This is a genomic window from Georgenia sunbinii, from assembly GCF_036421875.1.
Taxonomy (GTDB): Bacteria; Actinomycetota; Actinomycetes; order Actinomycetales; family Actinomycetaceae; genus Georgenia_B; species Georgenia_B sunbinii.
On the sequence record NZ_JAZGOL010000002.1, the window covers coordinates 112,991 to 127,913 of the forward strand.

Annotated in this window: 12 protein-coding genes; 7 read left to right on the forward strand and 5 right to left on the reverse strand. The window is 72.7% G+C overall.

Going from position 1 to position 14,923, the window contains the following annotated elements; all coding sequences use genetic code 11:
- Positions 1-132 precede the first annotated feature (132 nt).
- Positions 133-2,058, forward strand: coding sequence for a SpoIID/LytB domain-containing protein (locus V2J52_RS04930; RefSeq protein ID WP_331226570.1), 1,926 nt, complete (start codon positions 133-135; stop codon positions 2,056-2,058).
- On the opposite strand, the gene V2J52_RS04935 is transcribed toward V2J52_RS04930, so the two are convergent.
- Positions 2,041-2,205 (reverse strand): hypothetical protein, encoded by a 165-nt coding sequence (locus V2J52_RS04935; protein WP_331226571.1) that lies wholly within the window; start codon positions 2,203-2,205, stop codon positions 2,041-2,043. The genes V2J52_RS04930 and V2J52_RS04935 overlap by 18 nt on opposite strands.
- A gap of 130 nt (positions 2,206-2,335) precedes the next feature.
- Positions 2,336-3,403, reverse strand: a complete 1,068-nt coding sequence (locus V2J52_RS04940; RefSeq protein ID WP_331227111.1) for an NAD(P)-binding domain-containing protein — start codon at positions 3,401-3,403, stop codon at positions 2,336-2,338.
- 448 nt (positions 3,404-3,851) lie between these two features.
- On the opposite strand from V2J52_RS04940, the gene V2J52_RS04945 reads away from it, so the two are divergent.
- From V2J52_RS04945 to V2J52_RS04965, 5 genes are all read left to right on the forward strand, one after another.
- Positions 3,852-5,330, forward strand: coding sequence for an ABC transporter substrate-binding protein (locus V2J52_RS04945; protein WP_331226572.1), 1,479 nt, complete (start codon positions 3,852-3,854; stop codon positions 5,328-5,330).
- 293 nt (positions 5,331-5,623) lie between these two features.
- Complete coding sequence (locus V2J52_RS04950) at positions 5,624-6,565, forward strand: LLM class F420-dependent oxidoreductase (RefSeq protein WP_331226573.1); 942 nt, start codon at positions 5,624-5,626, stop codon at positions 6,563-6,565.
- Complete coding sequence (locus tag V2J52_RS04955) at positions 6,562-7,650, forward strand: LLM class F420-dependent oxidoreductase (RefSeq protein ID WP_331226574.1); 1,089 nt, start codon at positions 6,562-6,564, stop codon at positions 7,648-7,650. Before V2J52_RS04950 ends, V2J52_RS04955 begins: the two co-directional genes overlap by 4 nt.
- A gap of 107 nt (positions 7,651-7,757) precedes the next feature.
- Positions 7,758-9,104, forward strand: a complete 1,347-nt coding sequence (locus V2J52_RS04960; RefSeq protein ID WP_331226575.1) for an MFS transporter — start codon at positions 7,758-7,760, stop codon at positions 9,102-9,104.
- Positions 9,105-9,270: 166 nt separating this feature from the next.
- Positions 9,271-9,486: a dodecin gene (locus tag V2J52_RS04965; RefSeq protein ID WP_331226576.1), complete on the forward strand. Its 216-nt coding sequence runs from the start codon at positions 9,271-9,273 to the stop codon at positions 9,484-9,486.
- Between the two features lie 69 nt (positions 9,487-9,555).
- Here V2J52_RS04965 and V2J52_RS04970 read toward each other — a convergent pair whose 3' ends face one another.
- The gene (locus tag V2J52_RS04970) at positions 9,556-10,437 is read right to left on the reverse strand and encodes a macrolide 2'-phosphotransferase (RefSeq protein ID WP_331226577.1); all 882 of its coding nucleotides are present in this window, start codon (positions 10,435-10,437) and stop codon (positions 9,556-9,558) included.
- Between the two features lie 205 nt (positions 10,438-10,642).
- Here V2J52_RS04970 and V2J52_RS04975 point away from each other — a divergent pair, with 205 nt between their 5' ends.
- Complete coding sequence (locus V2J52_RS04975) at positions 10,643-12,907, forward strand: choice-of-anchor I family protein (RefSeq protein WP_331226578.1); 2,265 nt, start codon at positions 10,643-10,645, stop codon at positions 12,905-12,907.
- A gap of 90 nt (positions 12,908-12,997) precedes the next feature.
- On the opposite strand, the gene V2J52_RS04980 is transcribed toward V2J52_RS04975, so the two are convergent.
- Together V2J52_RS04980 and V2J52_RS04985 are read right to left on the reverse strand one after the other, a co-directional pair.
- Positions 12,998-13,855, reverse strand: coding sequence for an ABC transporter permease subunit (locus V2J52_RS04980; RefSeq protein WP_331226579.1), 858 nt, complete (start codon positions 13,853-13,855; stop codon positions 12,998-13,000).
- Positions 13,852-14,778: an ABC transporter ATP-binding protein gene (locus tag V2J52_RS04985; protein WP_331226580.1), complete on the reverse strand. Its 927-nt coding sequence runs from the start codon at positions 14,776-14,778 to the stop codon at positions 13,852-13,854. The genes V2J52_RS04980 and V2J52_RS04985 overlap by 4 nt, the downstream gene beginning before the upstream one ends.
- Positions 14,779-14,923: the final 145 nt, after the last annotated feature.

The following is a 14,923-nucleotide window of genomic DNA, read 5'->3' on the forward strand; positions in this document are numbered from 1 at the left end:
TTACTGAGTAATGTGTCAGAGGTTACTCAGTAACCTTTGCCTGTCAAGAACCGGCCCGCCGCGTCTTTTCCTACCGCCGGAGTACGCTCAGGTGCACGGCCGCCAGCCCGCCCACGAACGATCGAGACCGCCATGCGCAGCTTCCGTCACCTCGTCTCCGCCGGCCTCGCCGCGCTCCTCGTCGGCGCCGTTCTCGTGGTGGCACCCGCTCCTGCCACCGCCGCCGAGACCTACCCGCGTCCCGCTTCCGGCTCCTGGGAGGTCCAGGGCCGCGGGTGGGGCCACGGCATCGGGATGTCCCAGTGGGGCGCGCAGGGCGCCGCTCAGCAGGGGCTGAGCTACCGCCAGATCCTCGGGTTCTACTACCCCGGCACCAGCGTCGGCTCCGTGGGTAACAGCACGCTGGACGTGCGACTGATGGCTCACCAGAACACCGGGTCGGTGCAGCTCTGGGCGCCGGCGGGTGCGACGCAGATCAGGGTCGCCGGCGCGGGCAACACCACCCGCAGCTACCGGGGCGGCTTCATCACCGTCGATCGCGCGGAGGGCAACCGGTTCTGGGTGCGGCACACGACGGCGTCCGGAGCGAAGGGGCCGGAGCACGTCTTCACCGCGACCGAGCTGACCGTCACGGCACGAGACAACGACGGCGACAACCTCGGCGCCGTCGTCGGCTCCAGCTCCTCCCGGGGCACCTGGTACCGCGGCACCATCCAGCTCGTGCGCGAGAACAGCACCCAGCTCGACGTCCGCAACCACGTGGCGCTCGAGCAGTACCTGCGCGGCGTCGTCCCCCGCGAGGTGCCGGCCTCCTGGCACGGGCAGGCGCTGCGCGCGCAAGCGGTCGCCGCCCGCAGCTACGTGCTCGCCGAGATCGCCGGCAACTCCGCGGGTCTCACCTGCGACACCACTGCCTGCCAGGTCTACGGCGGCCGCGCCGTCGTCGACCGCGCCGGCAACGTCGTCACCGCTCACGACCACCCCCGCACGGACGACGCGGTCACCGACACCGGCGGCGAGGTACGCAGGTACAACGACGCCGTCGCCTTCACCCAGTTCTCCTCGACCAACGGGGGCTACTCCACCCGTGGTAGCCAGCCCTACCTCGTGGCGAAGGCCGATCCCTACACCGGCACCGCCTCCGGGGACACCCGCAGCCGGTGGACCGACCGCCTCGACGTGAGCACCGTCGAGGCGCACTGCCCGCGCAACGGGCGTCTCCAGGAGCTGGTCGTCACCAAGCGCGACGGCAACGGCGCCTGGGGCGGGCGGATCACCGAGGCCCAGGTGGTGTGCAGCACCGGCACGCAGACCGTCACCGGCACGAGCAACCTCCGGTTCGGGATGCTCCACCACTGGTGGCGGGTCACCCCGCCGCCCACCGGCTTCTTCATCTCCAACACCTTCGGCTCTGAGGCAGACGTCGTCTTCCAGTACGGCCGCGACACCGACGAGGTGCTCATCGGTGACTGGGACGGCAACCGCAGCGACACCATCACCGTCCGCCGGGGCGACGTCTTCCACGTGAGCAACACGCTGCGCGCCGGCGGCGCCGACTACTCCCTGCGCTACGGCCGCCCCGACGACGTCATCCTCGTCGGCGACTGGGACGGCGACGGCCGCGACACCCTCGCGGTGCGCCGCGGAAACGAGTACCACATCCGCAACGACAACCGGGGCGGACCGGCCCAGCAGGTCATCACCTACGGCCACGCCGGCGACGACGTGCTCGTCGGGGACTGGAACGGCGACGGCCGCGACACGCTCGCTATCCGCCGCGGACAGGAGTACCACGTGAAGAACTCGCTGCGGGGCGGCGACGCCGACGCAGTGATCTTCTACGGCCGGGCGAGCGACGACGTCATCGTCGGCGACTGGGACGGCGACGGCCGCGACACCTTTGGGGTGCGCCGCGGCCAGGTGTACCACCTGAAGAACTCCATCAGCGGCGGCGACGCGGACCGCGTCGTCTCCTACGGCCGCCCCACCGACGAGGTCCTCGTCGGCGACTGGGACGGCAACCGCACCGACACCCTCGGCCTACGCCGCCTCCAGTAGTCCCGCGCCCCCCTCCTCACCGACAGCAGGATTGTCACCGACAGCCGACTTGTCGTCGACAGCGGGATTGTCGTCGACAGCCGACTTGTCGTCGACAGCGGGATTGTCGTCGACAGCCGACTTGTCGTCGACAGCGGGATTGTCCACGCCAGAATGTGTGGACAATCCCGCTGTCAGCGCATGTGAGGGGCGGCGGCGGGTCGACAATCCCGCTCTCGGCGCAAGTGGGGGCCGGCGGCGGGTGGACAATCCTGCTGTCGGCGCGTGGGGTGGCTGGTCAGCTCAGGAGGTCGTCGAGCTCGCGGACGGCGTCGCGGCCGGCGCGGTTGGCGCCGACGGTGGACGACGACGGTCCGTACCCGATGAGGTGCACCCGCGGCTCGGCCGCGACCCGCGTCTCGGCCATGACGATCCCGCCGCCGTGGCCGCGCAGCCGCAGCGGTCGCAGGTGGTCGAGCTGCGCGCGGAAGCCGGTCGCCCACAGGATGACGTCGGCCGGTTGGACGCTGCCGTCGGCCCAGCGCACGCCGTCGGGCTCGATCCGCTCGAACATCGGCCGCCGCTCGAGCACGCCGCGCGCCGCCATCGCGGCCACCGCCGGGGTCCGGAGCAGGCCGGTGACGCTGACGACCGACCGTGGCGGCAGGCCGGCGCGCACCCGCTCCTCGACCATCGCGACGGCGTGCCGGCCGGCGTCCTTGTCGAAGGGGGTCTCCCGGAACGTCGGCTCCCGGCGGGTGACCCACGTCGTCGACGTCACCTGGGAGATCTCGTCGAGGTGCTGCACGGCCGAGATCCCGCCCCCGACGACGACCACGTGCCGGCCGCGGAACTCCTCGGCGGAGATGTAGTCGGCGGTGTGCAGCTGCTCGCCGCGGAAGTCCCGCTGCCCGGGGTAGGTGGGCCACATCGGCTTGCGCCAGGTGCCGGTGGCGTTGATGAGCGCGCGCGTCGACCAGATGCCGGCGTCGGTGACGACGCGCAGTCGGCCGGCCGGGTCATCATCGACGCGCTCGACCGACCGCACCCGCACCGGCCGCTCCACCGGCAGGTCGAAACGCTCCTCGTACTCCCCGAAGTAGCGCGGCAGCGCAGCGCTCGACGGCTCGCAGTCGTCCGGCGGCGGCTGGCTCATGCCGGGCAGGTCGTGGATCCCGTTGACCGTGGCCATCCGCAACGACTCCCACCGGTGGCGCCACGCGCCGCCCGGGCCGTCCTCGGCGTCGAGCACGACGAAGGTGCCCGACGCTGCGGCCGAGTCCGCGCCGTCGTCGCCCGTGATGCCGCGGTAGCCGCGCCGCTGCAGGTGGTAGGCCGCGGACAGGCCCGCCTGCCCCGCCCCGATGACGACGACGTCGACGCGCCAGGTCGGCGTGCCGGCCGGGGCACCGTCGAGGACGGGGTGCGGGTCGTTGAGGAGAACTGGGCTCACGTCGAGGTAACGCCACGGCGCGGAGGTTGCTTCCCGCCGGTACGTTCGAGCGCCGCCGCGACCAGAGCCCCCACACCACCACCCTTAGTCGCTCCTAAGGGCGCTCAACCCAGGTTCAGATGGTCGATCTATGGCCCGGGTGGTCGTCCAAAGCTGCTGGCGGCCCTCCCGCGGGCGCGGGCGGCCCTCACCCAGGCGCGGGCCGGGCACCGACCGGGCACCGACCGGGCACCGGTGGCGACCGACCGAGCCTTGGCACCCCATGGCTCGCCCCGCGATTTCCCTATGTCACGTATTGGTTGGGTCACCTGTCGGCAACGACATCCGGGTAGGCTGGTCGATAGCGACCTGGGGAGGACAGATGAGCCGCGTGGGCCGACGCGTCGCCATCGGCGCGCTCGTGACCGGCTCGCTGATTCTCGCCGCCTGCGCGGATCCCGGCGGTGACGACTCCGACGCCGACCCGCAGGCCGGCATCACCACGGTGACCTTCCGGCTGTGGGACGAGGCCGCCGCCACCGCCTACCGGGAGTCCTTCGACGCCTTCACCGCCGCGAACCGCGACGTGCACGTCGAGGTCGAGGTGGTGCCGTGGGAGTCCTACTGGTCCCAGCTGGAGGCTGACATGGCGGCAGGCACCCCGGCGGACATCTTCTGGACCAACACCGCGAACGTCGAGGGCTACGCCGACGCCGGCCTCCTCGTGAGCATGGACGAGGTGCTCGACCGTGACGCGGTGCAGTGGCAGCCCGCCGTCGTCGACCTCTACACGCACGACGACCAGCTGTGGGGGGTGCCGCAGCTGTGGGACGCCGTCGCCCTCTACTACAACGCCGACCTCGTCGAGGAGGCCGGCATCGACCCCACCGACCTCACCTGGGCTCCACCGCCGGCGCCCGAGCCCGCACCAGATCCCACCGTCGCCCCCGAGGCGGACGCCGCCGCGGTCACCGTGCCGGCCGCGGAACCCGCCGCGGAGCCCGCCGGCGAGCCGACCGACGAACCGACCGACGAACCCACGGACGACGCCGAGCCCGCGGCACCGGCGGACACCCTGCTGCCCGCTGCCCAGCAGCTGACCGTCGACACCGAGGGCCGCACCGTCGCCGACGAGGACTTCAACCCCGAGGCGGTGGCGCGCTACGGCTTCAACGCCGAGCCAGAGCTCCAGTCGGTCCTCCTGCCGTTCCTCGCGCAGGCGGGCGCCGAGTTCCAGACCGGTGACGAGCTCGGCTTCGGGTCACCGGAGGGCGTCGCCGCGGTGCAGTACCTCGTCGACCTCGTCACCGTGCACCACGTCGCACCGCCCGCGGAGGTGACCGCCGGCGTCGACGCCACGCTGGAGATGTTCCTCGACGGCCGGCTCGCGCTGTTCCAGTCCGGGTCCTACCACCTGCGCCAGATCGCCACCGAGGCCGACTTCACCTGGGGCATCGCGCCCGTCGTCGCCGGCCCGACGGGCCAGGTCTCGATCGTCCACGGCGTGGTCGCGGCAGCCCACGCCGGCACGGCGGACCTCACCGCCACCACCAAGGTGCTCGACTGGATCGGCTCGGCCGACGGCCAGCTCGCCCTCGCCGGCCAGGGCATCGCGCTGCCGGGCGTGGTCGACGCCGAGCCGGCCTTCCTCGACCACTGGGGTCAGGCGGGCGTGGACGTCTCCCCGTTCCTCGACGCCGCGGCGGGCGAGCTGACGCCCCCGCCGGCCGGCCCTGGCATGCAGGCCGCCATCGACGCGATCGCCCCGGTGCTCGACGACGCCTTCCGTGGCGACCTGCCGGTTCCCGACGCCGTCGACCTCGCGGTGGCGAGGGGCGACGCCGCCCTCGCAAGCGACTGACCCGATTAATCCCGTGACAGGCCCACCGGACGGTGCCTACGCTCGTCGGACACGGGAAAGGAGGTGGTCCGACCAGTGAATTCTTATCGGACGCGTGAGGTGACTGCTCGCTAGCAGTCCGGCGGACGGACTCCTGGGTCCCCGCCGCGACCGCGGCCAGATCCCAGCAGTCACCGGTACCCGCGGGCGCCGTGGCTCGTCCACCACGGCATCCCGGCTCAGCATCGAGCCGGGGCCCGCGGGTTCTCCGCAGCCTGGGCGGGCCCGACGACGGCGCATGGCAGGCTAGCGGCATGGACCTTCGTATCTTCATCGAGCCCCAGCAGGGCGCCACCTACGACGACCAGCTCGCCCTGGCGCGCCGCGCCGAGCAGCTCGGCTTCTCGGCCTTCTTCCGCTCCGACCACTTCCAGCGGATGGGTGACGGTGACCCCGGCCCGGGCCCCACCGACTCGTGGGTGACGCTCGGCGCGCTCGCGCGGGAGACGTCGACGATCCGGCTCGGCACCCTCGTCACCTCCGCCACCTTCCGGCACCCCGGGATGCTCGCGGTCCAGGTCGCGCAGGTGGACGAGATGTCCGCCGGCCGCGTGGAGCTCGGGCTGGGCACGGGCTGGTTCGCCGAGGAGCACGCCGCCTACGGCGTGCCGTTCCCGGCGCAGCGCTTCGGACTGTTCACCGAGCAGCTGGAGATCCTCACCGGCATGTGGTCGACGCCGATCGGCGAGCACTTCAACTTCGACGGCGAGCACTACCAGCTGGTCGACTCCCCCGCGCTGCCCAAGCCGGTGCAGGAGCCGCTGCCGATCATCATCGGCGGCAACGGCCCGCGCCGGACCCCGCTGCTCGCCGCCCGCTTCGCGGCGGAGTACAACCAGTCCTTCCCGGAGAAGTCCGCCATCGCGGCGCAGCGGGACCGGGTGCGCAGCGCCTGCGAGGAGCTCGGGCGCGACCCCGACGAGCTCGTCTACTCCGTCGCACTGGTCGCCTGCGTCGGCCGGGACGAGGCCGAGGTCGCGCGCCGGGCGGCCACCATCGGGCGGGAGCCCGCGGAGCTGCGCAGCAACGGACTAGCCGGCACCCCGCAGGAGGTCGTCGACGGGATCCGCGCGCTGCGCGAGCAGGGCATCACCCGGGTCTACCTCCAGTGCCTGGACATCGCCGACCTCGAGCACCTCGACCTCATCGCCGCCGAGGTCATGCCGCACGTCGCTACGACGGCCGCGGCACGATGACCGACGACGGCGAGCGGGACGTGGCCGGCGCAGCACCTGGGCCGCAGCGCTCGCTCGCCGTCGGGCTCCACCTCGGCTACTGGTCCGCCGGCCCGCCGGAGGGCGCCGCGCAGGCGGTCGCACTCGCCGACGCCGCGGGGCTGGACTCGGTGTGGACCGCCGAGGCTTATGGCTCGGACGCCTTCACGCCGCTCGCGTGGTGGGGGTCGCAGACCTCCCGGGTGCGGCTGGGCACCGGGATCGCGCAGCTCTCGGCGCGCACCCCGACGGCGACCGCGATGGCAGCGCTCACCCTCGACCACCTCTCCGGCGGCCGGTTCGTGCTCGGCCTGGGCGCCTCCGGGCCGCAGGTGGTCGAGGGCTGGTACGGGCAGCCGTACCCACGGCCGCTGGAGCGCACCCGCGAGTACGTCGACGTCGTGCGGCAGGTGCTGCGACGCGAGGCGCCGGTGACGATCGACGGCCACCACTACCGGCTGCCGCTCACCGGCGGCACCGGGCAGGGCAAGGCGCTGCGCCCGACGGTGCACCCGCTGCGAGCCGACCTGCCGATCCACCTCGCCGCCCAGGGACCGCGGAACGTGGCGCTGGCCGCGGAGATCGCCGACGGCTGGCTGCCGGCGTTCTTCTCGCCCCGGCTCGACGACGAGTTCCGCGAGCGGCTCGCGACGGGCTTCGCGGAGCGGGACGCCCGGCTGCGCCCCGCAGCGGACTTCGAGGTCAACGCGTCGCTGCCGGTGGCGCTGGGCCGGGACGTCGAGCAGGCCGCCGACCACCTCCGTGGCCATCTGGCGCTGTACATCGGCGGGATGGGCTCGACGGAGACGAACTTCCACCGCGAGGCGATCGAGCGGCTGGGCTACGACTCGGCGTGCGCCGAGGTGACCCGCCGCTGGGCCGCCGGCGACCGGGAGGCCGCTGCCGCCGCGGTGCCCACCGAGCTGGTCCTCGACGTCGCGCTGGCCGGCAACCCGGATCAGCTGCGCGACCAGCTCGCCGAGTGGCGCGGCACCGTGGTCACCGGCGTCCTGCTGCAGACCGACCCCCGTGCGGTGCCAGCCGTCGTCGAGGCCCTCGCCCACTGACCAGCCCCCCTCGTCACGGCCCGTCCCACCGGACCGCCGCACGGGTTATGCTCATGTGGAGTACAGCAGGTAGAGTCGCGCCTTCTGGCCCCGACACGAGGACTCCCATGACCCAGCACGCCGCCCCCGACACCCCGGTGTCGAGCTCCCTCACCCGCGCCCAGCGGCTCGACCGGCTGCCGTTCACCCGGGCCCACCGCAAGCTGCTCGGGGGCTCCGGGCTGGGCTGGGCCCTCGACGCGATGGACGTCGGCCTCATCTCCTTCATCATGGCGGCGCTGGCCGAGGAGTGGCTGCTCAGCCAGACCCAGGTCTCCTGGATCGGCTCGGTCGGCTTCGTCGGCATGGCGATCGGAGCGAGCGTCGGTGGGCTGCTCGCCGACCGGATCGGTCGGCGGCAGGTCTTCGCGCTGACGCTCCTCATCTTCGGGCTGGCGACCGGCGCCTCCGCGTTCGCCGGCGGCCTCGCCATGCTCATCGTGCTGCGCTTCCTCGTCGGCCTCGGGCTCGGCGCGGAGCTGCCGGTGGCCTCCACCCTCGTCAGCGAGTACGCCCCGAAGCGAATCCGGGGCCGCATCGTCGTCATCCTCGAGGCGTTCTGGGCCCTGGGCTGGCTCGCCGCCGCCCTCATCGGCTACTTCGTCGTGCCGCTGCACAACGGCTGGCGGTGGGCGTTCCTCATCGGCACGGTGCCGGCGTTCTACGCGATCTACGTCCGGCTCCGCCTACCCGAGTCGGTGCGCTTCCTCGAGCGCAAGGGCCGCGCCGCCGAGGCCGAGGCTGCGGTCCGGGTCTACGAGGAGTCGGCCGGCGTCGCGGCCGTCCCCTCCCCGCCGTTGCCGCCCGAGCAACCTGCGCCGCACTGGCGGGCGCTGTGGGCACCGCGCTTCCGGCGCCGCACCGCAGCGCTGTGGGTGACCTGGTTCGGGGTGAACTTCGCCTACTACGGGGCCTTCATCTGGCTGCCGTCGTTGCTCGTCAACCAGGGCTTCTCGCTGGTGAAGTCATTCGAGTACACGCTCATCATCACGCTCGCCCAGCTCCCCGGGTACGCGCTGGCCGCGTTCCTCATCGAAAAGTGGGGACGGCGCGCGACGCTCGCCACCTTCCTCGCCGGCTCAGCAGTCGCGGCGGTGCTGTTCGGGCAGGCCGACACAGTGGCGACGCTCATCGCCGCCGGCATGGCGCTATCCGCCTTCAACCTCGGTGCGTGGGGCGCGCTCTACGCCGTCAGCCCGGAGATCTACCCGACGGCGCTGCGCGGCACCGGCGCCGGCAGCGCGGCCGCGTTCGGCCGCATCGCCTCGATCATCGCACCACTGTCGGTGCCGTGGTTCGTCGTCACCGGCGGCTCAGAGCTGGCCTTCGCCATCTTCGGTGTCGCATTCGTGGTGGCGATGGTGGCGGCACTGTTCCTGCCGGAGTTCCGGGGCGTCGAGCTCGAGGACGAGTAGCCGGCGAGTCCCGGCGATGGCCCCGGCGATGACCCCGGTGACAACGGGAAGGTTTCGTCAGGCTGAGCCGGACGGAACCTCCCCGGTCCAGCCGCGCGATCGGGGCGCCGTCGCGAGCCGGGCGCCGTCGCCGAGCGGGTGAGGGCCGACCGCGCCATGATGAGTCATGGACAACAACACGTACCGCGTCACCGAGATCGTCGGCACCTCTCCCGAGGGGGTCGACCACGCCATCCGCAGCGGCATCGAGCGGGCCTCGAAGACCATCCGCAACCTCGACTGGTTCGAGGTCACCCAGGTGCGGGGGCACATCGAGAACGGCGCCATCGCGCACTACCAGGTCGGTCTCAAGGTGGGCTTCCGCCTCGACGACGACGCCTAGTTCCTCCGGTACCCGCAGCGGCACCCGGGGCTGTGCGGCCTTGTTCCCGGGGCGGTCACGGTGCCCGAGCTACGGATCGAGCTGTGCCTGCGCGGCCTCGCGGTGCTCGGCGCGGCCGGTGGCGAGCGCGTAGAGCCCGTAGCCGATCGGCCCGGCGGCCATGAGCGCGGCGCACCGGTCGGCGAGCCGTGGCCACTCTGTGCCGCCGGCGGCGCGGTAGGCGGCGACGGTGACGTCGAAGGCCTCCGTGGGCGCGCCGGCGTGCTGGAACATGAAGTCCCGGGCAGGGTCGTCGAACCTCGCGGTGGTCCAGTCGATGACGCCGGTGATCGCGCCGTCGTCGTCGATGAGTGCGTGCGCCGGGTAGAGCTCGCCGTGGCTGAACACGGTGCGGTCGGGCCACAGGTCGTCATCGGCCAGCCACGAGTCGAGCCGGCCGCGCAGTGCGTCACCGATGCGGAAGGAGTCGGCGACGACGGCGACGTCCTGCTGCCAGCGGCGCCGGACCTCGTCGGGCTGACGGACCTCGATCCCCCGGGCCCGCGCCTCGGCCACCGGCGTCGCGTGGAGGTCGGCGAGGAGCCGGCCGAGGGTCTCGGCGTAGCGCGGGGACGCGGGATCGAGGTGCCAGACCGGCTGGTCGCCGTCGAGCGTGAGGCCGGGGGCACCGGGCAGCTGCGGGTAGGCGACGAGCTCGTCGGACACCACCCGCCACTCCGGGACCGCCACCGACAGGCGCTCGGCCGCGAGCTCGAGAACGGCAGCTTCCTTCGGCAGGCCCACTGCGACGTCGGGGCGGCGGGGGATCCGCAGGATCCATGGCGTGCCGTCGAGGGTGCGGGCGTAAGCGACCTGGAAGTCCAGGCCGATCTCGTTACGAGAGATCGACGCCGGATCGAGCGTAAGTCCGTGAGCCGCCGCCAGGTCGAGAAGTGGGTCGGGTGTAGCCATGCCGCCACCCTCCCAGCGACCGATGCGGTCCGCATCGGAATTTCCGCTACCGCCTCGGGCGAGCATGCGGGCGGCCGGCCGTGAGCACGGCGGCGGTCAGTGCGCCGACACCGCCCCCGTCCGTTCATCCGCGAGACATCTCGTCGCTACCGCGCGCTCATAGCGTTGCCGTGACCCGGCACGTGCCGACCGACGAAGGACGATCATGCCTCCACAGCCGACCGCCTCCCACACCGTGCGCCGCCCGCTGCGGCGCGCCCTCCTGCCCGCGACCGCCACCCTCGCCGTCGCCGCCCTCACCGCCCCGCTGGTCGGGATCGCCGCCCAGGCCGCGATCGTGCCCGAGCCCGTCACCTACTCCGCCGACGACGCCGCCTTTGAGCTCACCGCCGTCGGTACCTACGAGTCCGGCATCTTCGACGCCTCCGCCGCGGAGATCGTCACCTACCACGCCGGCACGCAGCGGCTCTTCGTCGTCAACGCCGCCGAGGCGAAGGTCGACGTCCTCGACCTCGCGGACCCGTCGAACCCCACACTGCTTCACGAGATCACCGCGGCAGCGACCCCGTCCGCCGACGGCGGGACGATCCCCGAGGGCGCGGTGGCGAACTCGGTCGCCGTGCGCGAGGACGGCCTCGGGCTCATCGCGGTCGAGCACCCGACCAAGACCGAGCTCGGCTACCTCGTCACCTTCGACGCCGCCGGTGACGGCACCGCGCTCGGCGCCGTCCGCGTCGGCGCGCTGCCGGACATGGTGACGGTGAACGCGGCGGGCACCTACGCCGTCGTCGCCAACGAGGGCGAGCCGGCCAACGACTTCTCGGTCGACCCCGAAGGCTCGGTCTCCGTCGTCACGCTGCCGGCGACGCTCGGCGCTCCCGCGCAGGACGACGTGCGCACCGCGGACTTCCACGCCTACGACGACGGCACCCGCACCCTGCCCGACGACGTCCGGGTCTTCGGCCCGACGCCGCACGGCGACGACCTGCCGATCTCGCGGAACCTCGAGCCCGAGTACATCGCCATCGACGGTGACGACCGCACCGCCTACGCCGCGCTGCAGGAGGCCAACGCCGTCGCCGTCGTGGACCTGGAGTCCGCCACGGTCACCGACATCTGGCCGCTCGGTTTCAAGGACCATTCCGTCGAGGGCAACGGGCTCGACGCCTCGGACCGGGACCCGCGGGACGCACCCACCATCGCCATCAACACCTACCCCGGGCTGCACGGGATCTACATGCCCGACGGCATCGAGTCCTACACGGCCGGCGGCGAGACGTTCCTCGTCACCGCGAACGAGGGCGACGCCCGCGAGTTCGGCGACTACGTCGAGTCGATCCGGGTGAAGGACCTCGGCGACCCTGACGAGACCCCGGCCCCGGGCGTCTGCGAGGACGCCGCCGTCACCGACCACCTCTCGGACGACCAGCTCGGCCGGCTCAACGTGAGCATCGCCAACGGGCTGGCCGAGGACGGTTCCTGCTTCGACGAGCTCTACGCCTTCGGTGCCCGGTCGATCTCGATCTGGACCACCGACGGTGAGCAGGTCTTCGACTCCGGCGACGAGTTCGAGCGGATCACCGCGGCCGCCGCGCCGGAGTTCTTCAACTCCAACCACAGCGAGTCGAACCTCGAGGGACGTAGCGAGGACAAGGGGCCCGAGCCGGAGAACCTCGCGATCGGTGAGGTCGACGGCCGCACCTACGCCTTCGTCGGCTTCGAGCGGTTCGGCGGCGTCGTCGTCTACGACATCACCGAGCCGTCCGACGCCCGCTTCGTCACCTACCTCAACAACCGGGACTTCTCGGTCTCCATGGAGGACGTCGTCGACGCGGAGCCCGGGGACGACGCCGTCCAGGCGGCCCTCTCCCAGGCCGGCGACCTCGGTCCCGAGGGCGTGACCTTCATCCCCGCCGCCGCCTCCGGGAACGGCCTGCCGCTGGTGGTCGTCGGCAACGAGGTCTCCGGGACGACGACGATCTTCGCCGTCGGCGAGGCGACGGCGGTGACACCTGCCCCGGCGACGTTCACCGACCTCGACGGGACCGAGCAGGACGTCGTGACCGTCCCGGCCGTCGACGGCGTCGAGTACCTGCTCGACGGCGCGGTGGTGCCCGCCGGCACCTACCCGGGTACCGGCGCGGTCACCGTCGAGGCACGGGCGCTGCCCGGGTTCGCCCTCGCCGACGGCGCCGAGGCCACGTGGTCATGGGCCTTCTCGGCCGACAGCGAGCTGCCGACCGAGGAGCCGACCACCGTACCGGCGGACGACCGCCCGGACAGCGGTGACGACGGCGGCCGGGACGACGACGGTGCGCCGGGTGGGTCCGGCGCACCGGAGCCCACCGGTGGGGAGGCCGGCTCGTTGCCGAGCACCGGAGCCTCCGTCGGCTGGCTGGCGGGCGCCGCGGCGCTACTCGTCGGCCTGGGCCTGGCGGTCCCGCTGACCCGCAGGCTCACGCGCGGCTGATCTGGCACACCACGACAACGGCGCCCCACCCGGATACTCCCGGGCGGGGCGCCGTTGTCACTGCTGCGGAAGGAGTCGGCGGCGTCAGGGTCAGGCGTCGCGCCGCCAGATGCTGATCGCCCCGGCGGTGAGGGCCAGCAGGGCGTAGCCACCGACCACCGCGACGCCCTGCCAGGCGGTGAGCACCTCGTTGGTGCCCTGCACCCCCGAGGTGCCGACGAAGGCGATCGCCGCCGGCAGGGGCGTGACGGCCACCAGATTCTGCACCCACTCGATCGGGACGACCTGCAGCACGCCCGGGATGAGCAGCAGCAGACCGAGCACGGTCGTGATGGTCGCGGCCGTGTGGCGCAGCACGGCGCCGAGACCGAGCGCGATGAGCACGACGGCGACGAAAAAGTACGTCATCCCGCCGAACGACTGCCAGGTGGTGGCCTGGTCGAGCGCCGGGACGAGGTTCGCGTCGGAGAGCCACGGGGCCGCTGCGGCGGTGCCGGCGAGCAGGCTCAGCACACTGACCAGGATGGTGAACGAGACCAGCGCCAGGCCCTTGGCCCACAGGACGGGCAGCCGGGTGGGCACGGCGACGAGCGTCGAGCGGACCGTGCCACTGGCATACTCCCCGGTGATGAGCAGCGCTCCGAGGACGGCGACCGTCACCATCCCGAACTGGAAGCCGGAGATGACGAGCTCGGCGCCGTCCGGCTCGATGCCCAGCTCGGCGGCGAGCCGGACGACGTCGTCGACCGCGGAGGCCTGGACCGCGCCGAGGGCCGCGATGACCAGCACCGTGATGGCCGCCGTCCACCAGGTCGAGCGCAGCGAGACGAGCTTGACCCACTCGCCGGCGAGGACGCCGCGGAAGCTGACGTCACCGGCTACCGAGGTACTCGGCCGGCCGGCAGTGCGCGGCGTGGTGGCGGCAGGGTGCGTCGTCGTCGTGGTCATCGCGAGGTCTCCGTGGTCGTGGTGGTGGAGCGGTACTCGACCGCCGTGCCGGTGAGGTTGAGGTAGGCCTCCTCGAGGCTGGCGCGCTGGAGGCGCAGCTCGTGCAGGACGATGCCGTCCCGGGCGGCGAGCGCTCCGACGGCCTGGGCGGAGGTGCCGCGGACCCGCAGGCCGCCGTCCTCGGCCCGGTCGACGACGGCGCCGGTCGCCTCCAGCCGCGCCCCGAGCTCGCCCGCCTGCGGGGAGGCCACCACGACGACGGCGCCGGTCGCGGAGTCGATGACGTCCTGGACGGGACCGGCGGCGAGGATCCGGCCGCGGCCGATGACGAGGAGGTGGTCCGCGGTCATCGCCATCTCGCTCATGAGGTGGGAGGACAGCAGCACGGTGCGACCCTCCGCCGCGAGCTGCCGGACCAGGGTGCGCACCCAGGTGACGCCCTCGGGGTCGAGGCCGTTGACCGGCTCGTCGAGGATGAGGGTCCGTGGGTCACCGAGCAGCGCCCCGGCGATCCCCAGCCGCTGTCCCATGCCGAGGGAGAAGCCCTTCACGCGTTGGTGCGCGACCGCGCTCAGACCGGTCATCTCGATGACGTCGTCCACGCGCTTGCGCGGGATCCGGTGGCTGGCCGCGATCGCCCGCAGGTGCGAGCGTGCGCTCCGCCCGGGGTGCGCGGCGCTGGCGTCCAGCAGTGCCCCGACCTCCCGCAACGGTGAGCGGTGCCGGCGGAAGTGGGCTCCGTTGACGGTGACGGAGCCGGAGGTCGGCCGGTCGAGGCCGACGATCATCCGCATCGTCGTCGACTTCCCGGCCCCGTTCGGTCCGAGGAAGCCGGTGACCGTGCCGGCGGGGATCGTGAAGCTGACGCCGTCGACGGCGGTCTTCTCGCCGTACCGCTTGGTGAGGTTTCGTGCCTCGATCATCTGCTTGCCTCTGGCTCGTCAGCCGGGCTCGGTGCGCCGGCTGGTGTCGAGTCCAGTGAATCGGGCATGGCCGTGCCGGCGGATCGGGGATCGACCCCGGTTCAACCCTGGTCCGTCGGCTGGCGGGCCAGGGTTTCCCCCTCCG